This window comes from Terriglobales bacterium (genome assembly GCA_035624455.1).
GTDB lineage: Bacteria > Acidobacteriota > Terriglobia > Terriglobales > Acidobacteriaceae > DASPRM01.
This window is the reverse complement of sequence record DASPRM010000053.1, coordinates 21,352-44,184: the sequence shown is the minus strand read 5'-3', so window position 1 is coordinate 44,184 and position 22,833 is coordinate 21,352. Positions and strand designations below refer to the sequence as shown.

The following is a 22,833-nucleotide window of genomic DNA, read 5'->3' as shown; positions in this document are numbered from 1 at the left end:
CGGCGCAATCGTCTGCGCACGCTTCATTTGCTGCACATTAAAATTCGCTACCCCGATCCAGCGCACCTTGCCTTGCTCTTGCAGTCGCGCCAGCTCGCCCCAACCTTCTTCGATCTCGCTGTCCGGGTTCGGCCAATGAATCTGATAAAGGTCGATGACATCGACTTTCAATCGCCGCAGGCTGGCCTCGCATTCACGACGAATGGAATCAGCCTTTAGGGAGTGACCAATGGTTCCGCTGCCATCCCATACCATCGAGCATTTCGTGAACACATATGGACGAGACGCTCGTCCTTCTAGCGCCCGGGCAACGATCTGCTCCGAGTGCCCTAACCCATAAACGGCGGCGGTATCAATCCAGTTGATGCCGCGGTCCAGGGCTTCGTGGATGGCGGCAATAGAATCCTGATCGTCCTGCGGCCCCCAGGCAAACTCCCAGCCACCTCCGCCCATCGCCCACGCTCCAACCCCAACTCGCGTAATCTCCAGATCGCTATTTCCCAGCCTTTGTTTCTCCATGTTTCAGTACCTCCCCGCTCGCAATCATTTCCATTGCAACTGCTTTTCCAGTTAGAAACTCCGCCGCCATAGCCGGTAAACCTCCGGTAAATTCATCAGCTTAAGTGAATCCCGCGGCTTTGCCCGCGCGTCACATACATATGGCCTGGCAGGCGAAAGTCGAAACCTCGACAGCTTCCGACACCCCCGGCTTCAATCTCCAATCCCAGGACCTGAGAGGCAAACGCCTCGAGCAGATTCCTCCGATCACAAGTGATCCGGGAAAGATCGGCGCGGTAGCAGTTCACCGCTATGCTGAGCTTTTGGAAATCTCCAAGGCAGTCGCTTACCACCGCGATCTGGGCGAGCTATTTCAAAACCTGGCCCGCCATCTCCACTCGGTGGTCGATTTCCATTATCTAAGTGTGGTGTTGCACGACCCGCTGCGGAACGTCATGCGTATGCACGTCGTGGAGGCGGATGGGCTGGGCGATTTGCGTCCGGGGATGGAATTTTCGATTGATGAATCACCGTCTGGCTGGGTCTGGAACAACCAGCGCCCGTTGTTTGTTCCTGATATCGATCGGGAAATTCGTTTTGCCCGGCCCATACGTATCCTGCGGGAATACGGCGTTCGTTCTTTCTCTAGTTTCCCTTTGACCACGCCGCGACGCCGCCTGGGCGCATATACCCTTGGCAGCAGCCAACCCGATGCCTGCAGCGATTCTGATTTGGAGTTTCCGCTGCTCGTCGCCGAGCAGGTTGCCCTGGCCGTGGAAAATGCCTTGAACTATCAGGAAGCCACAGAGTTGCAGCGTCAAGTGACTCGCGAGCGCGACCATCTCAAGCTGCTGTTAGACGTCAATAACGCCGTGGTCTCCAACCTTTCTCCATCCGAATTGGCGCGCGCAATTCCCGCCAAAGTGCGGACAGCGATGCAGTGTGATGCCGCCTGCCTATCACTTCCCGACAGTGAGGGAACTCACTTGCAAATCCTGGGATTGGATTATCCCGATGCCCGCGGCTTCCTGCACGAAGACATGGTGCTTCCCATCGACGGTTCCAGTCCGGGCACGGCTTACAGCACGGGGCGGCCTCTGGTCTGGGGCAGCGCGCCTACTACTCTGTCCTTGATTGCTATGGAGGCAAATGCGGCGGAAGGCTTCCAGTCCGGATGCTTTTTGCCTCTGGTTCGCCGTAATCGCAAGTTGGGCGTCCTGCACTTACTCGATCGCAAAGCCAATGCCTTTGCCGAGCAGGATGTCGACTTCCTTTGCCAGGTCGCCACCCAGGTGGCAATTGCTGTTGAGAATGCCTTGGAGTACGGAGAGCTCAGCCAGTCACGGGAACGGTTAGCCAGCGAGCGGCTCTACCTGCGAGATGAAATCCGCACCGAACACAATTTCGAAGAAATCGTGGGTGAGAGTGCCATCCTGAAGCGCGTACTGAAGCAGGCCGAAACCGTTGCTCCCGCGCAATCCACCGTTCTCATACAGGGAGAAACTGGAACTGGCAAAGAGCTGATCGCGCGCGCCATTCACAACCTGAGCTCGCGGCGCGATCACATCTTCGTAAAGCTCAATTGTGCTGCTATTCCTTCTGGCCTGCTGGAGAGCGAGCTCTTCGGACATGAAAAAGGAGCTTTCACGGGCGCTATTACTCAAAAGATCGGCCGATTCGAACTGGCCAACACCGGCACGTTATTCCTTGATGAAATCGGCGACATTCCACTCGAGCTGCAGCCCAAGCTTCTGCGCGTTTTGCAAGAGCAGGAATTTGAGCGCCTGGGCAGTAACCGATCGCTTCGGGTCGATGTCAGGCTGATTGCCGCTACCAACCAGGACTTGGCCCGCATGGTGGAACAGAATCAGTTCCGCGCCGACCTTTACTATCGCCTGAATGTGTTCCCCATCAAGATGCCGGCACTGCGGGAGCGCGCCGTCGATATTCCGCACCTGGTCAAGCATTTCGTAGCCGTATATTCGGAGCAGATGAACAAAAAAATCGAGTACGTGCCGGAGGAAGTGCTGGAGGCCCTGGTTCATTACGAGTGGCCTGGAAATATTCGCGAGCTGCAAAACCTGATTGAGCGAGCGGTGATTCTATCTTCCGGTCCGGAACTGCATGTTCCGCTCGGCGAACTCAAGCCGATACACAAGAAGGCACCAGGAAAGACGAAGACTTTCGGGACGCTGGAAGAAGCGGAGCGGGAGCACATCACCGAAGTCTTGCGCGACACTCAATGGGTATTAGGCGGCAATGACGGCGCCGCCGCCCGTTTGGGAGTTCCCCGAACCACTCTGATCTACAAAATGCGGCGGCTGGGAATTCCGCGCCAACCGGAATAGATCATCAATAGATCATCGTACTCTCAAGGAATTCTGCTCTAGGTTGAGCTGCGTCTCACTTGGCTGCCGATTGTGTCGAGGTTCTTCCGGGAGCTTGCCTGCGGCTTACCTCGGTGAACGTGGGCAGCTGCGACGCATCCCAACCCCCTCCCAGAGCCTTGATTAGCAGAACAGCAGCCGTCATCCTGCGCCCCAGGATCTGAACCGCCACCCGCTCGTCGGATAGTGCTGTACTCTGGGACGTGAGTACTTCCAGATAGGTGGTGACACCACCGGTGTAGCGAGTCATCGATTGATTCAGCAATTTCTGCGCGGCTGCCACCGCTCCTTCCTGGGTCTTGCCTTCGTCCTCGAGGATTCGTTGCGCCGCCAGGTTGTCTTCCACTTCCTGAAAAGCTGTAAGCACAGTCTGCCGGTATGCCGCTGCGCTTTGATCGTAGGCGGCATAGGCCTGATCAGAAGCCGCGCGACGCCGCCCGGCGTCAAACACGGTCTGCACTACCGAAGCGCCAATGTTCCAGAAGCCGCTGGGACCATTAAACAGCGTGCTCATGGCGGCGCTTTCCACCCCACCCGAGGCGCTCAGGCTTATCAACGGAAAGTAAGCGGCGCGCGCAATCCCGATATTGGCGTTGGCAGCCGCTGCCCTGCGTTCCGCGCCCGCTACGTCGGGACGACGCTCCAATAGCAGCGAGGGCAGTCCGGGCGGAATCACCGGTGGCGGCGCCTGCAAGGGAGAGAATGCCAACTGGAAACTGGAAGCAGGCTTGCCTGCCAGCACCGCGATTGCGTGCTGAAACTGCGCTCGCTGCACTTGCACGTCAATCGCCTGCGCTCGCGTTGTCTCTAGCTGTGTCTGTGCCTGATCTACATCCACTTCGGATGCCACCCCTCCGTGAAAACGGTTTAACGTAAGCTGCAGAGCTTCCTGATAGGTCTGAACCGTGGATTGCAAGAGTTGTTCTTCCCCATCCAGGCTGCGCATCTGAAAGTAATCCATCGCGAGTTCTGCCTGCAGACTGAGCCTCACCGTCTCGAGATCCGCAGCGCTGGCCTGGGCATTTTCGCGGCTGGCTTCCACCGTTCGCCGCACTCGACCCCACACATCGGGCTCATACGAGACGTCCAGACCCAGGAGAACGTCGTTGTAAGTTTGACCCGACAACGTTTTCACAGCCCGGTTGGCAGATATTCGGTTGCGCGTCGGCGTGAATCCGCCGGTCACCGTCGGATAAAAATCCGCGCGATTGTAGCGAACTATGGCGCGAGCCTGAGCGAATTGCGCTTGCGCCTGCTTTAGGGTCTGGTTATTGACCTCAATCTGGCCTTCCAGCGCGTTCAGTTGCGAATCCTGAAAAACTTCCCACCATTTTCCGCGGATCATCTGGTCGCTCGGCTGTGCTACTTTCAGGTTGCCTGACTCCAGATACTGCGATGGAACTTCCGCCATTGCGGGTCGCTGATATTTCGGACCCACTGCGCAACCGGTGAGCAGAAGAGGTCCGAACAACACGACGAGCCAGCTCGCGTGGAATCTGTAGCGGGACTTGGCATGCTGGAAAAGGCTCTTCACTGTTTGCCTCCCGCGTGCTGCCCGCCCTGTTGCTGCTGCGGAGCACCGCCCGGCTGCTGCGCGGCGCCTTGAGCCTGCTGCCCGGATTGCGGCGCGGGCGTTGCAACCCTGACCTGTTCGCCATCGACGATGGAATCCGGTGGGTTCACGATTACCGAGTCGTTGGCGTTCAATCCGGCAAGGATCTCCATCCGATCTCCAAAATCGTGCCCCGGAGTTACCTGCCGCAGTTGAACACGATTTCCTTCTCCCACTGTCACCACTCGTAAACCTTCAGAGCGAAACATCAGCGCGCTCACCGGCAGCAGAAACGCCGAGGCTTGCGCCGGTACTTTCATGTGCACTTCCGCGTAGGAGCCGGACAGCAGTGTGCCAGTCGGGTTGTCCACTGCGATCTCGACCTGAAGAGTGCGAGTCGTGAGATTGATGGCTTCGGCGGTGCGCACCAGTCTGCCCTGGAACCGCCTCCCCGGATACTCGGCCAGCGTCAACTCCGCTGTCAGTCCGGGCTTCGCGGAAGGGGCGTAAGCTTCAGGAACATCAACGTACACCCGCAGCCTGTTTGGCTGAGCGATATGGAACAGCTCCGTATTGGGGACGCTGCTGCTGCCGGAATTGATCAGCGCTCCGATATCGGTATTACGCACCGTGATGATGCCGTCGAAGGGAGCATAGATTTTCTCGTACGCCTGCAACTGCTCGAGCTGGCGCACGTTTGCCTGATTTGACTGCACGATCGCTTTGTTCGCGTTATTAGCGCCGACGGCATTATCGGCATCCTGCTGCGCCACCGAATTCGTCTTCAGAAGACCCTGGTACCGGTTCGCCGTAATCTCCGAGAGCTGCAAGTTGGCTTGGGCGGTATTCAGATTGGCACGCGCCTGCTGTAATTGCTGATCCAGCTCCGGGGTTTCGATTTCCGCCAGCAGCTGGCCTTTTCTTACGTGGGTCCCGATATCCGCGTACCAGCCCTTCAAATAGCCATTGGTGCGAGCATAAATCGGAGCGCTTATATAAGGCTGAACATTGGCCGGCAGCACCAGCTCGTCCGAGGGAGCGGTCTTCTCCGGATGGACCACTGACACTACGGAAAGAGCCATTTCCGCCGTCTCCGAGCGTACCTGTTGCCGGGCTCGCACTCGGGGCACCACCCCGTACGCAATTGCTCCCAGAACAACAACGCACGCAATCGCTGCCACGATCCAGCGCCGGTGGGGATGATTCGGCCGCCTCAGCTCGCTCTTCGGCGTCGCACTCGTCGGCCGTTCTACGGTTGGTTCCACAAGCATATTTGACTCCAGAAGCCGCATTGGGACGTTCTTTTACTGCCCCGCGGCCTCGGTTGTGCGACCGCGTAAGCCGTGCAGCACGCTGAAAAAAACTGGCACAAAAAATAAGGTCGCTACCGTGGCGAACATCAGGCCGCCGATGACCGCGCGGCCCAAAGGCGCATTCTGCTCGCCGCCTTCCCCCAACCCGAGCGCCATCGGCACCATGCCGATCATCATGGCCAGGGCCGTCATCAGCACCGGCCGGAAACGAGTGAAGCCCGCGTCCAGAGCCGCCGCTACCGAGTCTTTGCCCTCGCCCATTTGCTCGGTCGCAAAGCTCACCACCAGAATGCTGTTTGCTGTAGCCACGCCCATGCACATGATGGATCCGGTAAGCGCCGGCACGCTCAGAGTCGTGCGCGTCATAAACAGGAACCAGGCAATTCCCGCCAATGCAGCCGGCAATGCCGAGATGATGATGAAGGGATCAAGCCACGACTGAAAATTCACCACGATCAGCAAATAGACCAAAATGATGGAGAACACCAGTCCACCCAGCAGCCCGACATAAGAGGAACGCATGGTCTGCACTTGCCCGCGAATCACCACTCGCGAACCGCGTGGCAAAGCGTGGCTGTTCTCTTTCACAATGCGGGCGATATCCCGCGAGACTCCCCCCAGATCGCGACCCTGCACTGAACCAAAAATATCGATCACCGGCTGAATATCGTAGTGCGAGACTACGCTCAGCCCGGCTCCCCGGTTGATCGCCGCCAGATTGCCCAGGATCTCGGAAGGCGCATTGGGATTCGGTCCGGTAACCGGAATGTTTTCGAGATCCTGCAGGCTGGTGACGCGGTACTGCGGCGTCTGAGTAGCAATGGAATAGCTGACGCCGTTCTTCGGATCGAGCCAGAACGTTGGCGATGTCTGAAAGCTCCCGCTCAGCGATATCAGCAGGTTTTGGGCAACTTCCCGCTGCGTGAAGCCGATTTCTTCTGCCTTGGTGCGATCTACCCAAATGTGCAGCTTCGGTTGATCGAATGGCTGCTGGATACGCAGGTCGGCAGTCCCAGGCACTTCCCGAACCTGGCTCAGCAGCTTGTCCGCGAACTGCCGATTGGCTTCGAGGTTGTATCCCGTGACCTGGATGTCAATCGGTGCCGGCAACCCGAAATTCAGAATCTGGCTCACAATGTCCGCCGGCAGGAGGTAAAACGCAACTCCAGGGAACTCCTTTGCCAGCCGCAGCCGCAGGTCGTGAACATATTTTTCGGTGGGATGGTGTTTGGGCGACAAGCTCACCAGGATGTCGGCGTCCGCTGTGCCGATGGGAGCCGAGTTGCTGTACGAGAGATTGATTCCGCTGTAGGGCAACCCAATGTTGTCGATAATCGTGCCTATTTCGTCTTGCGGTATCTGCTCGCGGATCGAGTGCTCCACCAGATCGCATAAGCGTGCCGTCTCTTCGATGCGCGTGCCCGTCGGCGCCCGCAAGTGAAGCTTGAACTGGCCGGCATCTACTGAGGGAAAGAAGTCCTGGCCCAGCCACGGCACCAGCCCCACCAGCGAGAGCACACAAATGGCGAGGAAGCCGAGCAGAAACACCCGCCGGTGCCGCAAGCAGCCCGCCAGTGCAGCATGGTAACGGTCACGAAAACGCTCGAAGCCGATCTCGAAAGCAGCCTGCATCCGCACCAGCGGATTCGGGCTATTCGCCGGCGGAATATGTCCCGCTTCCTGCTCATGGCCTCGCAACAGGTACTTGGCCATGGTCGGAACCAGTGTCCGAGAGAGTAGATACGAAGCCAGCATGGCAAATACCACTGCCTCGGCCAGGGGCACAAAAAGGTAGCGAGCCACGCCCGCCAGAAAGAACATCGGTACAAACACGATGCAAATGGAGAGAGTTGAAACAAACGCGGGAACGGCGATCTGCTGTGCACCGTCGAGAATGGCCTGCTGAATTTCCTTCCCTTCAGCAATATTGCGGTTGATGTTCTCGATTTCTACCGTGGCATCGTCAACTAGGATACCCACCGCCAGCGCCAGCCCACCCAGCGTCATGATGTTGATGGTCTCGCCCAGCGAGCTCAGCACGACAATCGAAGTCAGAATCGAAAGCGGAATCGAAACCGCGATGATCAGCGTGCTCCGCCAGCTGCCCAGAAAAATAAGAATCATCAAGCCGGTCAAGCAGGCCGCAATGATTCCTTCTTTGAGCACGCCCTGAATCGAAGCTCGCACAAACAGCGACTGGTCGGCCAACGGACGGATGTCGAGCTGCGGCGGAAGACCGGCTTTGATTTGCGGCAGCAGCTCCTTGATTCCCGAGATGATGTCCAGCGTCGAAGCATTCCCTGCTTTTTGAATGGTCAACAGCGACGCTCGTGAACCATCCACACGCACAATATTGGTCTGTGGTGGAAAACCGTCGCGAACAAAAGCCACATCCTGAACATAGATCGTCGTGCCGCCTACGCTTTTGATCGGGATGCGGTTCAATTCCGCTATAGTCTTAGGAGCGGCATTAATATCCACATCGTATTCGCGAGTGCCGATCTTCGACGTTCCTGCCGGAAGGATCAGATTCTGCGCGCTGATGGCATTCACCACGTCCAGCGGCGAAAGTCCTTTCGCTTGCAGCGCTGTCGTATCCAGGTCCACCTGCACCTGGCGCTGCTTACCTCCGTAGGGATAAGGAACCGCGGCTCCCTCTACCGTGATCAGTCGGGTGCGAACAAAGTTCAGTCCCAAGTCATTGAGCTGCTGCTCGGAAAGTCCGCTGCCCGACAACGCGAGCTGCAGAATCGGCACAGACGACGCGCTATAGCTGATGACCAACGGCGGCGTCGTTCCTGGGGGCAACTGCCGCAGCTGGGTCTGGGAGATGGCCGTGATCTGCGCAATCGCCCGTTCCAGGCTGGCGTGCGGCTGGAAGAAAACTTTAACCACGGCCACGCCATTCAGCGATTGCGACTCGATGTGTTCGATATTATCGACCGTGGTAGTCAGCGACCGCTCAGTAATCGAGATGATCCGGCCGCTCATTTCCTCCGCATTCAGACCGGTGTAGTTCCAGATAATGCTGACCACCGGGATATTTATGTTGGGAAAAATGTCGGTCGGAGTGCGAAAGATCGACAGGCAGCCCCATATCAGAATCAGGATCGCCGCCACCACAAACGTATAGGGCCGGCGTAACGCGAGTCGAACAATCCACATCTTCCCTGGCCTCCACCTCAGAGGCCTGGGCAAGTCCCAAACAGACTTTCTGGTCTACGATCCTCACCCAGGTTAACCACACCAATGCATCCATTCTTCCACTCGCCCCGCGGTGCGGCCGTATTCTCTAACGACTGCGAATTGTTCAAATTACGGAGAAGGAGGACCTGCTAATTCAACCCGGGTAAGTAGCTGGCGGCTGTCGGCAGATGTCGATGCTTCGACGCACCGCCAGGGGCGGGTAAAGCCGCAAGGCTATCGACCTCGTGATCGATAGCCTCGTTCTGTTCATCTCGGATTGTCCTGCCGTGGGACAGCTGCATGCTCCCCGCGCGCCCCGACCTCACGTAAGAAGCTGCAACCGTCGGCTGCTATTACAAACTGCGCACACACCCTCACCCCCACCTCCCCACACCACCCCACCGAATCCGGCTCGCTCTCGCCTGAGGGCAAATCCCTTTTCGGGCTTGGCGTGCATTCGTGTTCGCCGATCCTTGGCGTTCGCTCTGCTGACCAACTACGATGGACGTGCCTAGAGATATGTCGAGGACCCGAGCAGCGGATTCTAACCATCGGACGCCATCCGCGTTCCCTGTCCCGGGAGTGACTTCTATTCCATCCGACCTGGATAAGCTGCGGCCGGAGCAACTGCGCCAGGCCCTCGCGGGCCTGTTGCCCGCGGGCGCGACGCGGGAGCAGCGCATCTCCACTATTACCGCCGCTTTGGCAAGCCCCATGGGCCGGGCACTGCGTAACGAGATGGGAGCATGGATAGCCGACCACCTGGTTCCAGTCGACCAACTCGTGCCACAGGCATATGTGGCCTGGCGCCCACCGGTGCGGGATGCCATGATGTTTGTAGTCCGCCACCTTTCGGATGACCGTCTCGCCCCCAAGCTCCTGGAACAACTTGAACTGCCGGCCAGCACTCGGGCCGAAAAACGTCTGCTGCTGCTGATTGCGAAGGTGCCAGGCCTGCAAAAACTCGGCCAGGTAATAGCGCGGAACCGCCATCTCCGTCCCGCTCTGCGCAAGGCGCTCTCAGAGCTTGAAAATGGCATTCATGACGTGAATTTCGCCGGGGTGTCGACCCTGATTCACCAGCAACTGGGCTCCGCGCTCGAGAAGTATGCGGTGAAGATCGAGCCTGCCATCCTCTCGGAAGCCAGTGTTAGCGCGGTCGTCCGCTTTACCTGGCGCAATCCCGCAAGCGGGGACCGCGAGCGCGGTGTATTCAAAGTTTTGAAACCACATATTCCGGCTTACTTCCGCGAGGATATGGAGTTGTTGCACCAGCTTGCCCTGTTCTTTGGCGGCAGACACCACGAGTACGGGCCGGCGGTGCGCTTGATTCCCGATACCTTCAAAAAAGTCCGGCGCCTTCTTCAGCACGAAGTGAATTTTCCCCGCGAGCAAAAAACCCTGCTGGAAGCCTGGGAGCAGTACCGGCAAGTTCGCAGTGTCCGCGTTCCGCGCGTGATCCGCCCCTTGTGCACTGCCACCATCACTGCGATTTCCGAAGAAACCGGATCAAAGATCACTGACGCCGTGGTGCACATGCCGGCATGGCGTCGGGGCCTGGTCGCCGACCAGCTCATCGAGGCTCTGGTCGTAGTACCGCTCTTCGCCGCTGGCGAGCGATCCCTCTTTCACGCCGATCCTCACGCCGGCAATCTGCTCTACGACAGCCATTCGGGGGAATTAATCCTTATCGATTGGGCTCTGCGGGAAAAATTGACCCGCAGCCAGCGCCGTTACCTGGCGCTGCTGTTTCTGATGGTTGCCCTGCGCGATCCGGTCGGCGCTTCCCATGCCATCGCCACTTTGGCGGAAAGGCGAATCCCTCCTCGTTCCCGCCAGGGACGTATGATCCATGACCGCGCCAGCCGTTTTCTCGACCAGGTGCCCCTGAAACGTCTGCCCAGCGCCGTCGATGCTATGCAACTTCTGGAAGAGGTTGCGATGCACGGCGTGCGTTTTCCTTCGGCCTTGATCATGCTGTCGAAGGTGATGTTCACCCTGGATGGGATTCTGCAGGATATCGGTGGTTCCAGCTCCACCTTGGGACTGGTTGTGGCCCAGCATATTGCGCGCCGCTGGCTGAGCAACCGCAAGCTGTTCGCTTCCCCGCTCACTACCGCCGACTGGATCACAGTCCAGTGCAGTGCCTTACTCTATGGAAGCCGTCTCTGGCTCAAAAGCGAAAAAAATCTGCTGGATCGGTTCCTACCCGTGGCACCCCCGAATGGCAACCTGCCACAGCGTGCGCCATCTTGATGCGCATCCATCTGGGAAGTGGAACATGCTGAAGGATTCTAGCTGGAAGCCTCGCGGTCGCCGTCAACCGCTGCTTGGTTGAGCCGGTCGGCAACGATGCTATACACCGCAGGATTGAAAACCAGCCCAATGTGGGTGCCGGATACTTCGAAATCGTTTTTCTTGTCGCCCGTGCGGCAACAACGCCAATCCACAATCCCATCGTCGCGGGTGTAAATGGCAGTATGCATCACCCCATCACTCATCTCGCATCGCGCGGAGTTGACGAAGTCGCAGGTGCAGCGGGAGGTGTAGCAGTCGGGTAAAACGTCACGCCCATGCACATCGATAATATGCTGGCGAACCGCAGACGCCGCTCGGCTGATGCTCTGGTGCATCACCGCCCCGCGGAAAGGTGCGGCCAGGGTTATCACCGAGGCGATATCTTCCGGTCTCTGTGCGGCCAGCGAACGGGCCATTACCCCGCCCAGGCTGTGCCCAATCAGGTGCACCTTGCGCCGTGTCTGCTTGAGGGCCTTCTCGACGGTTGCCGTCAAACGGTATTTGATCAGCAGGTTGGGGCACTCGGCATTCAGCCCGATACCCGAGACATAGGAGCGGTAACCGATTCGCCCTAACCAGGAGCTGAGATGCGTAAGATAAAGATCGGTGCCCAGAAAGCCGGGGATTACCACCACCCCGGAATTATCGCCTCGCGGAATACCCATGCCATAAAACACCGGGGAAGCGTGCAGCAGCAGGAGCTCGGCGCCAAACAGCGCTTCCTTCCAGATTGGCATGTTACTGCCAGCTTCGTCGTCGGCGATCCTATCCTGGCGCGGTGCCATAGACGACCGTGTCTTAGCCCCTTTTTTTGTCACCCGGCTGTGACTATCTTCAATAACACACCACCGGCCCTGCTGCAACTATGGATGCTGGAACGGACGTGCCGGTGGTATCCCCAAGGGCACGTCCGTAATCATGCCGCGCCAAGCCCGATGGTCATTGCCAGACTGGTTTGCCCGTTTCACCATCAGGCAACAGCATGATGAGCAGCCTGCGCCGTCGCTGCTTTACGGCGAACCGGGTGCTTCACGCGGCGCTCGGACATATGTTTCGAGCCGGCGCGAGGCTTTACGACCGAGTCAATCAGCGCCTTTTCAGCGTCAACGAAGCTCTTTACCCCTTCTCCCGTAATGTTCGCCATGGGTATAAGGCGGGCGGGATTCAGTAACTCCATCGTCCGCGTTGCCGCCTTCAGATTGACATTCATCTGCTGGCCGGCCGTGTCCAGCAGCTTTTTCTGAGCGTCGATGAAGGCGTTACTGGCATCGCGCGCCAGCTTGGCCAATGCGGTCTTTTTGACCATCCGGGCCGTCTTATCTGGCCTGCCCGTAGTCACCCGCGTGGTTTCCTCCGCCACCACGTCCAGGAACTTCTTCTGCGCGTGGACAAAGGTTTCCATCGCCTGCCGGGCAAGATCCACCAGATGCGTGCCTCCGGTAACGGACTTCTTGGTTTCCTCCAGCCACTCCAGCGTCTGCTTGCTGGTGATCTTCAGGAAGTCCTCGTGCATCCCAAGGAAAGTTCCGATCGAGCGCCGCACCAGGTCGGTCATTGCGACCGCAGGCACGGAGCCCGCGACCCGCTCCTTGATCCCGGTCATCACAATCTCGTTCTCCTGCTGCGCCAGGTTGAGCAGGATCCTCTGCGCCTCGATGAAGCTCGAGGTTCCTTCCACCGCAAGCTCGCGCAGGATGGCGATGGGGGAATGCTCTGGGTCTGACAGTCCTTCCCGCAGGCTCTTCATGGCAACCGCGTTCTGGCGCATTGCCAGATCAACCAGGATTCGTTGCGTTGCAAAAAAGCTTTCGACTCCCTGCTGCACCCACCCGGACAATAATCCGAGAAAAGAAGAGGGATGGGTGTGAGCGGTGGGGCCGGGCTTGGTAACTCTTGGCATGATGCCCTCCGTTCTTTAATGCTGCACTGCAGCATCAACTGCAATCTAGTATTTATATGGATTTGTGTCAATATAAGAACCTCAATTATTGCGGTGCGTCAGGAGAACCGTTCCGGTGAAAACATCCGCTATTGTCATCCGCAAGTATGGAAACCGCAGACTCTACGACACATCCACCAGCCGCTACATCAATCTTGACGACATTGCAGCCTTGGTCCGAAATGGGAAAGAAGTCCAAGTCATCGACGCCAAGACCGGCGAAGATCTCACCCGCCTGACCTTGACCCAAATCATCTCCGAAGACGTCAAGAACCAACCCTCCGGCCTGCCCCTGGAACTCTTGCGTCAATTGATCGTTGCCACCGACCAGGTGGGACGGGAATTCGTGATGTGGTACTTGAAATCTGCTTTCAGCGCTTATCAAAAAGTGCAAGGTGCTCTGGACAGCGGCTTATCAGAAATGCGTTCCGCCGCCTTGTCTCCGCTGGAGACGGTCAAGAACTTCCTTCAGGGGCGAACCTCGGAACCGCCGGCTGCGAGCGAATTGCAACTGCTCCATGCCCGAATAGCCGAGTTAGAAAGCCGTCTGCAGAAGCCAAGAGAGAAGCCACGAGCCAGGTCCAGACGGCGCAAGAAGCGTTAACCTACGCGGGACCAGACGGGATCCTCGTGAGGGTGTATTTCTCGGACTCTTGCGATTCGCCCTTCTTCCAAAGTATTTCAACTTCCATTTTTTGATTGTCGACAACCCTGTAAGCGATTTTTTCTACGTGCGCCAGAGTTGCATCTTTCAAATTCGTAATGTCGAACATTTCGAATTCAAAGACTCCGGACCGTCCACCTTGCTTCAGCCGAAGGCGCGGCTGGTTACCGCTATTGCAAAAGTGGGTCATCAACAGGCTGTCGCCGTCTGGGTAGATTACGGAAAGCTCTTTGCCGAACTGCTCAGTCACAATCGAACCGTTGGAAGCAAGGTCATAGGACATCTCGATGGGGAGAGTTCTTCCACCCGATTGAATCTGCCATCTTCCACGCAAACCCTTAAATGTCTCAAAAGCGTTTGGAGAACTCTGGGCTGCTGCCGCAAATGGAAACCAAATCAACAACAGCAGCAGGCCAACTCCCCGAGATTTCGTCATGTCTCGCTCTCCACTATCCTAGGTGCTTTAGCAACTTCGTCGATCTTCGCACTCGATCCGAACTCCTCTTCTGCAGCATCATTCCATATCGTCTCTGACGCGGGAGGAATAAAGCTTATGGCTCTTTCCGCCAAAGCCGTAATCGTGAGGCTCGGATTCACACCCAGATTCGCCGCAATCACCGAACCATCGCACACATACATATTGCGATATCCGAACACACGATGCTGACGGTCAACCACACCGGTCTGGCGCGAGTCCGCGATCGCGCAACCTCCGATACAATGCGCGGTGCTGGGCACATTGAACAGCACCTCTGGCAACATGCTCATGGCTGTCCCTCCGGTCAGCCGCGCGAACTGCTCGGCAAATTGGTTGGCCTGCGGTATGAACGTAGGCACCTTCTTGCCATAGCTAACCAGAAACTTTCGGAATGGCCAAAACCATGGCCGTTCCCAGCGCATACTTATGTGTCCCTCCAGGGCTTGCATGCAGAGCAGGATGATGCACTCTCTGGCCCAACCGTGGGGCCAAAACAACCTTAAGGTTTTGAGGGGATGCCGCAGGAGCGACGCGGCCACATTCCTCATCCATAGCGCGACCCGCAGTGGTCCCGGGCGCCCGCCGGTAAGGATGGTCGCCAGCAGGCTCATCGCGTCCGAACCGCTCGGGTAGCGCACCGCTTCTATATGGGTGTGCTCGTCAATGTAAACTCCTGACCCGATCGCCACGCCCTTCGACAAATCCTCGCTGCATCCCGGTATCCGCACCCCAATCAATGATTCGGAGTTCGTCCGGACACGCTGGCCCAATTGACCGCTGATCGCGGGCAGCGACCCTTTCTCTTTCAAGTGGAACAGCAACTCCATCGTCCCCAATGACGATGCCGCAAATACCACGCCCCGGCATGTGAACCTTTTCTTTGTCAGAGATACCCACGCAGTCGAGCGGACCGCGCGCACTTCATATCCCTGGCTTCCGTCCCGAGTTCCCGCGAGCGGCCGCACATCCACTACCCTGGTTTCCGGGAACACCTGGGCCCCCTGCTTCTCGGCCAGGTACAGATAATTCATATCGAGGCTGTTCTTGGCGCCATGCGGACAGCCCATCATGCATCCCCCGCAAGCAATGCACGTAGTTCGCGGCGGGCCCTCTCCTCCGAAAAAGGGATCGGGAAAGGTCTCCCCTCCTGTCTCTCCCTTCGCAGGTTCGAAGATAGCCACGCTGGTTCGATAGTAAGTGTGACCAATGCCGGTGGCCTCTGCCACTCGGCTCAACAGGTTGTCAGCCGGCCCTAGAATGTGATTCTCTCTCACTCCTAGCATGCGCGTGGCCGTGTCATAGTGAGCCGGCATTTCAGCTTTCCAGTCGGCCAGTTCCGCCCACGATCCCATGTCCCAGATCTTGTCGGGAGGCCGCAGCAACGTAGCAGCATAGGTGATCGAGCCCCCGCCCACCGCGCAGCCATGCAGGATGGTCACGTGACGAAAGAAACGCATGTTGAAAAATCCGCGCAACGCCAGCTTCGGCCGCCAGAACCAGCGATGCAACCACCAGCTTGTCGGCGGGAAGTCCTCGGGTCGCCAACGCCGCCCCATTTCCATCACCCCGACGCGGTAGCCCTTCTGCACCAGGCGGTAGCTGGCGACACTGCCTCCGAAGCCGGAGCCAATTACGATGAAATCGAAATCGAATGCGCGATTCTCCGGCCTCATGGCTGCCGCGCTTTACTTTGGCGGGAAGCAGGACTACTGTCGGCAGCCGTTGTCTTTCCCTTGTGCGGGTGACTATGCGAACTTTGGCCGAGGTGGAAGAAGCCAGAGCGCTCATGACCGAAGCTCGCGAGTGGTCGGTGGTGCGCTGGTTGCGGGAAAAGAAAAGGGTGCGCCGAGCCGCGGACAAAGCGAACGCCGCTCTCGACCGGCTCGAGCAAGAGATCAAAGTGGGCTGGAGCAACCAACTGAAGGCCGCCTACAGCGCCGTTTCGCCGCAGTCGGGTGATACACCTCGACCCGGAGCGGGGCAGCGGCCAGTGCCAGACGCTATCGATGCTCAACTGCTGCTCCTGGCCAGGAAAATCAGGGAAGCCGATGATGCGGCTTATCGTGCCCACTTGGATGCGGAGGCCACGTTTGATGAGGCTGAGAGACAATTGAGCACCCGTCTGGCGCGCGAGGGATGTCAAAAAGCTATCGATTCCTGGAACCTGCACGAAAAAGCCATTGCCAGGGCAGAGGCAGCCATCAGCTCAGACAGGTGAATCGGAAATCCCGAAAGCGGAAAGGAAGACGCAAGCCACCCCATCCCCTACGTCCAGCATTCCGTCAGCAATTCGCGCCACCAGAATTCCCGCGCATCCATCGCTGCCTCGTGCGCGCTCGTTCCAGCTTCGTAAGCCTGGCGAAAATCATACCTCCAGTTGTCCTGCCACAGGCGCATTTCTGCGTTCATGGACAGCAGTACCGCGCGGACGTCTTCCAGCCAGGTCTCGTAATCTGGCCTGCCTTGCAGCTCTGACACGGACGACAAATCTGGATACTGCTTCACGCTCGACATACACGCCTCACCAAGCTGATTCCTTTTCCCGGCACGGCTGCTGACTCACGCGGCGGCGATCTTGATGGCTCTATCCGAGCTCCCAACCTGCGCCGGCACCCTCGTAGCGAGGACTTCAACTGCGGGCTTCGTCTTAACCACTGGCGCTGGCTTAGCTTCCATCTTCGGGCTGGGTTGCCGTTCCTCAAATAGCAGCCTTCGCAGGGAGCGGAGATCATTCAGAATGCGCACGCTCTTCTTCATGTGGACTTCGAGCTTTTCCAGGTTGTAGAAAGCTAGACGCAGAGCGTCCAGGCGGCGCGGAGCTTTAGAAGTCGACTCTCCCTCTACATCCTCATTAATAGCCTTTTTGGTTTCGTCTACCACCTCGGACAAAAGGCCGAGAAAATCATAGGCGCTCTCGATACTGTCGAACGGACTTCCAGGCTGATGATTCATACCGGCTCTCCGTCGTGCTCCCGCGAGAAGGGTTGATGACTGTGGACCAGGTTGACAGAGGTGACAGAGTGGCCTGCGCTGATCTTTTCCCTTATGCAGTTTTCCCCATACGCGGGCTCCCGTCTGTGATGCGAGGCACCTGGTGCGGTGATAATGCCCCCACACCTGGGTTTTTTGGTTATACTTATGATGATGATTACGATGAAGCGCCTCGCCGGACAACATCTGTCTCCCCCGACACCCGGGGCTGCGTGATGGGAATTTGAACGCGTGCTTGTGATCACTCTCACAGACCCTGGGGCTCGTGCAAACCATAATCCAAACTGCCAGCCGGAAACGGGTCCGTTCCGGCTTCCACGACGCTACTTCCGATTGCACGCGGTCCTTCAACACACAGACGCTTTTGTGTAGAGCAGGGAGGTGGCCATGAGCGGAACAGCAACAGTTAGCGCTCCCCCCGCGAAATTCCAGAGAGTCGGTCAGGCAATGAGTCATCCCAACCATCCAACATCCAGCGTGGAGTACGGCAGGAAGCTCTTGAGCTCCGCACTCGAAGGAGCACGTTACGGCGGAGAAACCTATCTCCACGGCAAACCTCTGAATCCCTTCCTTGCCGAGTCCGTTCGCGGTGCGCTGAAGCCTGCCATCGTTGGGCTGTGTGTGAGCTTGTTGGGTTGCTGCTCCGCGAAGCGTCGTAGCTCTGCAAGCCGGGCGATCGCCTACGGCCTGATCGGTGGTGTGGTCGGCTTTGGCGCCAGCATTGTCTGGAGGAGCCGGCTATTGGCGGCGAGTGTTGCCTCGGGAGCCATGCACAGCGTCAGCAGGGCGCGTGATGAGCATTGGCTGGAACAGAACCCAATCGACTACGCCTAGGAAATCTCTCCCTGCTCCATCACGCGACTGTTTAGTGCTCGATGCGGGGAGGCAGGTTGATTGCAAATTGCTAAGAACAGCATGACGGAGGCCGCATGATCACGAGCAACGATGTGCAGGAGCGAACCCGCGTTTCGCAAGCAGAAAATTCTGGCGTGCTCAGTCCGGAGCGCATTGCCTGTCTCGAAGGACTCGTCCGTCAAGCCCGCGCCGCTGCCGCCGTCTTTACTCAATTCACTCAGGAGGACGTCGATCGCATTGTCAAAGCCATGGTCTTGACCGGACTCGACCAGGCTCAGTATCTGGCCCGCCTGGCAATCGAAGAAACCCGCCTGGGTGTTCTCGAAGACAAGGTCATCAAGAACATGGTGGCAACGGAGTTTGTCTACAACTACGTTAAGGACAAACCCACCGTCGGCGTCATTCGCGAGTTTCCTGAGCGTGGTCTGGTGGAGATGGCGGAACCGATCGGCGTCATTTTTTCTCTCATTCCCATAACCAACCCGACCTCCACCGTCCTCTTTAAATGCATCATGGCGATCAAAACCCGGAACGCCGTTATCTTCAGTCCGCACCCCAGCGCCTGTCATTGTGGCTACGAAGCAGTGCGGATCATGTATGAGGCGGCGCTCAAGCACGGCGCTCCCGAAGGCGTGTTCACCTGCCTGGAAGCGCATACCCTGCAAGATAACGCCTATCTGATGCGCCACAAAGATATCGGACTGATCGACGCCACCGGCGGCCCCGGCGCCGTGAAAGCTGCTTACAGCTCGGGCAAGCCCGCGCTGGGCGTCGGGCCCGGCAATACTCCCGTCTATCTGGAAAAAACTGCCGATCTGGACATGGCGGTGGTCGACATCATCACCTCCAAGACTTTCGACAACGGAACCATCTGCGCCTCCGAGCAGACCGTAGTCATTGACGACGAAATTTATGACCTCGTGTTGAAGAAGTTCGCCGATCTCGGGACACACATCTGTAACGAAAACGAAACCGAGTTGCTGGGGCGTACCGTCATCGATCCCCAAACCGGCTTCATGCAGCCCATGGCCGTCGGGCAGAAAGCCACCGACATCGCCCGTGTGGTTGGTCTTTCGGTTAAGCCCGATACCAAGCTACTGATTGCTCCCATTCACGGCGTAGGCCGCGAGCACCCTTTGTCTGTCGAGAAATTGTTTCCCCTGCTCGCAGTCTATCGCGCGAACTCCACCGATGAGGCGCTCAAGGTCTGCCTGGATGTGAATCATGCCGGCGGCCTGGGACACACCGCCGTCATCTTTTCGCACAACGACGACATCATTCGCAAGTTTGGTGAACTGATCAATGCCGGGCGAATCATCGTGAACTCCCCCGGATCCATTGGCGCCCTGGGCGGAGTCTACAACGACATGGTCCCCACCTTCTCATTCGGCTGCGGAACCGGCGGCGGCAACAGCACCACCGACAACGTCAATGTCTATCACTACCTGAATATCAAACGCCTGGCTCGCAGGACACCTGCGCATATGTGGTTCCGCGTTCCCAATCAGATTTACTTCAACATGAACGCCGTCGAGAACGTGCGCCAGTTCCCGAGCAAGTCCACCATCATTATTACTAGTGCGCCGTTGGAGCAGATCGGCCACGCCGATACCGTCCGGCGCTGCCTTCCTCCACAGACCCGAGTCCACGTGCTGGTCATCCCCGACGCCGAGCCCGAGCTTAAGGTCGTCACCCAGGGCGTCGAAACTCTCAACTTCTACAAAGCCGACCAGATCATCGCCCTGGGCGGCGGATCGGTAATTGATGGGGCCAAGATCATGAAGCTCAAGTACGAGTCGCCGCAGGCTGACATTGACGAACTGGCCGCTCCCTTCTTAGACCTCCGCAAGCGCGTCGTCGAGTTCCCAACCGACAAGACTAACCATGCGCGCCTGATTGCTATTTCCACTACCAGCGGAACTGGAAGTGAAATAACTCCCTTTGCCGTCCTCTTCGATAAAGCACGCGGACGCAAGGTGACTCTCGCTGACTACTCACTGAGCCCGGATGTAGCCATCGTCGATCCGCAATTCGTCATGTCCATGCCCAGAGCTCTCACCGCAGATACGGGGGTGGACTGCCTGACCCATGCCCTGGAATCCTGGGTTTCCGTCTACGCCTCTCCTTACACCGACGCCAACGCCCTGCAAGCGATTCAACTGGCATTCAAGTACCTTCCCATCGCCTATGAGCACCCCAGGGATGAAGAAGCGCGTTTCATGATGCACAACGCCGCCTGCATTGCGGCTATGGCTTTTGCCAACGCGTCGGTCGGCGTGAATCACGCTCTGGCGCATGCCTTCGGCGCGCGCTTCGGTGTTGCGCACGGACGCGCGAATGCCCTCATGTTGCCGCACGTGATTGCTTACAACGCGTCGGTCCCCGCCAAGTTCAAGCCGTCCCCCAACCAGCGGGCATATGTCGCACCCCCAAAATATGCGACCGCGGCGGACACGCTTGGACTTGGCGGTCAATCGGTCGAAGAAAAAGTTAACAACCTCATTAGAGCCGTAGAGGCATTGCTTGACCGCGTGGGAATGCCCCGCTCCATCGCCTCCCTGGGAATCCCCAGGGAAGACTTCGAGCGGGCGGTACCGGAATTGGCCAAGGCCGCTTTTGACGATCCTTCCTGGCTGTCGAATCCTCGCATGCCATTGATCAGCGAATTAACAGGATTGTTCTGGAAGGCCTATGAGGGCCGCCGCGCGGCCGAGGCGGTCACTGCAGTTCAGCAAAAACAGACGGCATAAGAAATGGCTGTGATTATGACAATTCCAATGTCACTGAAGATTGACGGAGAGTGCCTGACCCGTGCTTTGCAATCTGCCGAGGAGCAGTTGGACAGGGCCGAAGGCAAGTTAGCCTTGGATTTCTCGTCGGTGCGCCGAATCGATCCCAACGCGCTCGCCGCGCTGGCGAAATTCGCCGGCAGCGCCGACGACAAGGCCATCAAGGTCACATTGCACGGCGTGAGCGTCGATGTTTACAAAGTGCTTAAGCTGTCCAGGCTAACGTCCCGCTTTTCTTTTGTAAGCGACGACGCCCACCTGGCCGCACCAAGCAAGGAGAGCTGAGATGCAGCACGACGTTCTCGACAATCGCCTCTCATGGGGTGACACCGTTTTCCTGAACCTGGAGCGCAAGGACATGCCGCTCAACGTGGCCAGTGTCTGCGTGTTCGATGGGCAGATTCCGTTTAAAACCTGCATCCGTTTTGTCGAATCGAAACTGCCGCTTATTCCCCGCTATCTCCAGAGACTAGTGGCTCCCCCGCTGAACATTGGCCTGCCCAGTTGGGAATTCGATCCCAACTTCGACATACGCAACCATGTGTTCGACGTGACCCTCAAGCGTGGCTCCGAGGCGGAGTTGAAGACCTTTGCCGGAAAAATCTTCAGCAAGGTCATGGACCGCCGCCGGCCTTTGTGGGACCTCACCCTGGTGCACGGTCTTACAGGTAACCGCACTGCCCTCATCGCCCGCATTCATCACTGCGTCGTCGATGGCATCGCCGGAGTGGGCATCATGAACGCTCTCCTCGATGCCAGCCCGGAAGTGCAGCCACTGCCTCGAAAGAAACTACGCCTCCAGGTCGCCTCACCACGCAATGCCTGGACCTCGCTGACCAACAGCGTCATTGATTCCTATTCCGATTTCGTCAGACGAATTCTTTCCGCTTACGAAGACCTGCTGAGCATAGCCGAGCGGGCTGCGGCCACTGGCGCCAGTACCTCAACCGATGAATTCTTTCATCTGCTGCCGGAAATCACGGCATTCACCGAACGGCTGCGATTCAATCTCCCTTACCGCGGACCGCAAAAGTTCGCCTGGGCAGACATTCCTCTGGATGAGGTCAAGGCGATCCGGCATGCTTGCGGAACCAGTGTGAACGACGTCATCCTCGCGCTGGTGACGGCTACCTTCCGCCGCTACTGCGAACTCCATGGCGATCCGGTAAAAGGCCGCCTGCTCCGCATCATGGTTCCGGTGAATCTGCGCGGGAATGGCCAGCCCAACGAGATGGGAAACCGTATTTCGCTGGTACCGGTCACGATTCCCTTCGATATTCGCAATCCTCGAAAGCTGCTCGCCGCCGTTCATAAGAGAACTGAGTTTCTCAAGCGGTCGCACGCCGCCGAGCTGGTCAGTCTGGCCGGCGGTCTGGTCGGAATGCTTCCCACTTCGTTGCAGGCTTTCGCCGGTCCCATTGCCAGCCAGCTTCCGATTACGCCGTTCAATTTAGTTTGTACCAACGTGCCGGGACCGCAATTCCCCCTCTACCTGATCGGCCACAAGATGCTGCAGTGGTACCCCTACGTCCCGGTCGGCGGCGAAATGGCCGTCAACTGCGCCATTCTGAGCTACAACGGAGCCATGTACTTCGGGTTCAGCGGCGAGGTACACGCGGCGCCGGATCTGCGGCGCCTGGAAACACTCTTGTCAGCAAGCTTCAAAGAACTGAAACAGGCGGCAGGGCATCAGCCGCCACGCAACAAAAGAAAGAAGCGAATTGAGGCCTCGAAGCCGGCCCTCGCAAAACCAAAGAAAACTCCCGGCCCCGTTCCCGCCCCTGGCGCCAATCTGCCCGCGACGCCCGGGCTGGCAGTGCAAGCGGAAGAAACTCCCACGCGATTGATCGCTTAGCAATCGCCACGGGGAGGAGTTGGAGACC

Annotated in this window: 18 protein-coding genes; 8 read left to right on the top strand and 10 right to left on the bottom strand. The window is 58.0% G+C overall.

Annotation, left to right across the window (positions count from 1 at the left end):
• On the bottom strand, nt 1–519 hold a 519-nt coding region (locus VEG30_06160; protein ID HXZ79496.1), incomplete at its 3' end, for an aldo/keto reductase.
• A gap of 104 nt (nt 520–623) precedes the next feature.
• Between VEG30_06160 and VEG30_06155 the strand changes: the two genes are divergently transcribed.
• A complete protein-coding gene (locus VEG30_06155) occupies nt 624–2,846 on the top strand; it encodes a sigma 54-interacting transcriptional regulator (protein HXZ79495.1) in 2,223 nt (740 codons plus the stop codon).
• A 55-nt stretch (nt 2,847–2,901) separates the two neighbouring features.
• Here the strand turns inward: VEG30_06155 and VEG30_06150 are convergent, their stop codons facing one another.
• The 3 genes from VEG30_06150 to VEG30_06140 are packed head-to-tail and all read right to left on the bottom strand — an operon-like array spanning nt 2,902 to nt 8,915.
• Nucleotides 2,902–4,419: an efflux transporter outer membrane subunit gene (locus tag VEG30_06150; protein ID HXZ79494.1), complete on the bottom strand. Its 1,518-nt coding sequence runs from the start codon at nt 4,417–4,419 to the stop codon at nt 2,902–2,904.
• On the bottom strand, nt 4,416–5,708 hold the full coding sequence (locus VEG30_06145) for an efflux RND transporter periplasmic adaptor subunit (GenBank protein HXZ79493.1): 1,293 nt from the start codon (nt 5,706–5,708) through the stop codon (nt 4,416–4,418). Before VEG30_06145 ends, VEG30_06150 begins: the two co-directional genes overlap by 4 nt.
• Nucleotides 5,709–5,741: 33 nt before the next feature.
• The gene (locus VEG30_06140; GenBank protein ID HXZ79492.1) at nt 5,742–8,915 is read right to left on the bottom strand and encodes an efflux RND transporter permease subunit; all 3,174 of its coding nucleotides are present in this window, start codon (nt 8,913–8,915) and stop codon (nt 5,742–5,744) included.
• Nucleotides 8,916–9,518: 603 nt separating this feature from the next.
• Between VEG30_06140 and VEG30_06135 the strand changes: the two genes are divergently transcribed.
• Nucleotides 9,519–11,192 carry an AarF/UbiB family protein gene (locus VEG30_06135; GenBank protein ID HXZ79491.1) on the top strand — a complete coding sequence of 558 codons (1,674 nt, stop codon included), beginning with the start codon at nt 9,519–9,521 and terminating at the stop codon, nt 11,190–11,192.
• A gap of 38 nt (nt 11,193–11,230) precedes the next feature.
• Here VEG30_06135 and VEG30_06130 read toward each other — a convergent pair whose 3' ends face one another.
• Together VEG30_06130 and VEG30_06125 are read right to left on the bottom strand one after the other, a co-directional pair.
• The gene (locus tag VEG30_06130) at nt 11,231–11,971 is read right to left on the bottom strand and encodes an alpha/beta fold hydrolase (GenBank protein HXZ79490.1); all 741 of its coding nucleotides are present in this window, start codon (nt 11,969–11,971) and stop codon (nt 11,231–11,233) included.
• Between the two features lie 233 nt (nt 11,972–12,204).
• Complete coding sequence (locus VEG30_06125) at nt 12,205–13,134, bottom strand: hypothetical protein (GenBank protein HXZ79489.1); 930 nt, start codon at nt 13,132–13,134, stop codon at nt 12,205–12,207.
• A gap of 115 nt (nt 13,135–13,249) precedes the next feature.
• On the opposite strand from VEG30_06125, the gene VEG30_06120 reads away from it, so the two are divergent.
• Nucleotides 13,250–13,777 (top strand): polyhydroxyalkanoate synthesis regulator DNA-binding domain-containing protein, encoded by a 528-nt coding sequence (locus VEG30_06120; protein ID HXZ79488.1) that lies wholly within the window; start codon nt 13,250–13,252, stop codon nt 13,775–13,777.
• Nucleotide 13,778: 1 nt separating this feature from the next.
• Here the strand turns inward: VEG30_06120 and VEG30_06115 are convergent, their stop codons facing one another.
• Together VEG30_06115 and VEG30_06110 are read right to left on the bottom strand one after the other, a co-directional pair.
• The gene (locus tag VEG30_06115; GenBank protein HXZ79487.1) at nt 13,779–14,273 is read right to left on the bottom strand and encodes a hypothetical protein; all 495 of its coding nucleotides are present in this window, start codon (nt 14,271–14,273) and stop codon (nt 13,779–13,781) included.
• Nucleotides 14,270–15,988: a GMC family oxidoreductase gene (locus VEG30_06110; GenBank protein ID HXZ79486.1), complete on the bottom strand. Its 1,719-nt coding sequence runs from the start codon at nt 15,986–15,988 to the stop codon at nt 14,270–14,272. Before VEG30_06110 ends, VEG30_06115 begins: the two co-directional genes overlap by 4 nt.
• 74 nt (nt 15,989–16,062) lie before the next feature.
• On the opposite strand from VEG30_06110, the gene VEG30_06105 reads away from it, so the two are divergent.
• Nucleotides 16,063–16,533 (top strand): hypothetical protein, encoded by a 471-nt coding sequence (locus VEG30_06105; GenBank protein HXZ79485.1) that lies wholly within the window; start codon nt 16,063–16,065, stop codon nt 16,531–16,533.
• A 47-nt stretch (nt 16,534–16,580) separates the two neighbouring features.
• Here VEG30_06105 and VEG30_06100 read toward each other — a convergent pair whose 3' ends face one another.
• Together VEG30_06100 and VEG30_06095 are read right to left on the bottom strand one after the other, a co-directional pair.
• A complete protein-coding gene (locus VEG30_06100) occupies nt 16,581–16,829 on the bottom strand; it encodes a hypothetical protein (GenBank protein ID HXZ79484.1) in 249 nt (82 codons plus the stop codon).
• 45 nt (nt 16,830–16,874) lie between these two features.
• Nucleotides 16,875–17,267, bottom strand: coding sequence for a hypothetical protein (locus VEG30_06095; GenBank protein ID HXZ79483.1), 393 nt, complete (start codon nt 17,265–17,267; stop codon nt 16,875–16,877).
• Nucleotides 17,268–17,693: 426 nt separating this feature from the next.
• Between VEG30_06095 and VEG30_06090 the strand changes: the two genes are divergently transcribed.
• The 4 genes from VEG30_06090 (at nt 17,694) to VEG30_06075 (ending at nt 22,805) form a co-directional block, all read left to right on the top strand.
• Entirely contained in the window at nt 17,694–18,140 is a 447-nt protein-coding gene (locus VEG30_06090; protein ID HXZ79482.1) for a hypothetical protein, read from the top strand.
• A gap of 95 nt (nt 18,141–18,235) precedes the next feature.
• A complete protein-coding gene (gene adhE, locus VEG30_06085) occupies nt 18,236–20,911 on the top strand; it encodes a bifunctional acetaldehyde-CoA/alcohol dehydrogenase (protein HXZ79481.1) in 2,676 nt (891 codons plus the stop codon).
• 27 nt (nt 20,912–20,938) lie between these two features.
• A complete protein-coding gene (locus VEG30_06080) occupies nt 20,939–21,235 on the top strand; it encodes an STAS domain-containing protein (GenBank protein ID HXZ79480.1) in 297 nt (98 codons plus the stop codon).
• Nucleotide 21,236: 1 nt separating this feature from the next.
• A complete protein-coding gene (locus tag VEG30_06075; protein ID HXZ79479.1) occupies nt 21,237–22,805 on the top strand; it encodes a wax ester/triacylglycerol synthase family O-acyltransferase in 1,569 nt (522 codons plus the stop codon).
• Nucleotides 22,806–22,833 lie beyond the last annotated feature (28 nt).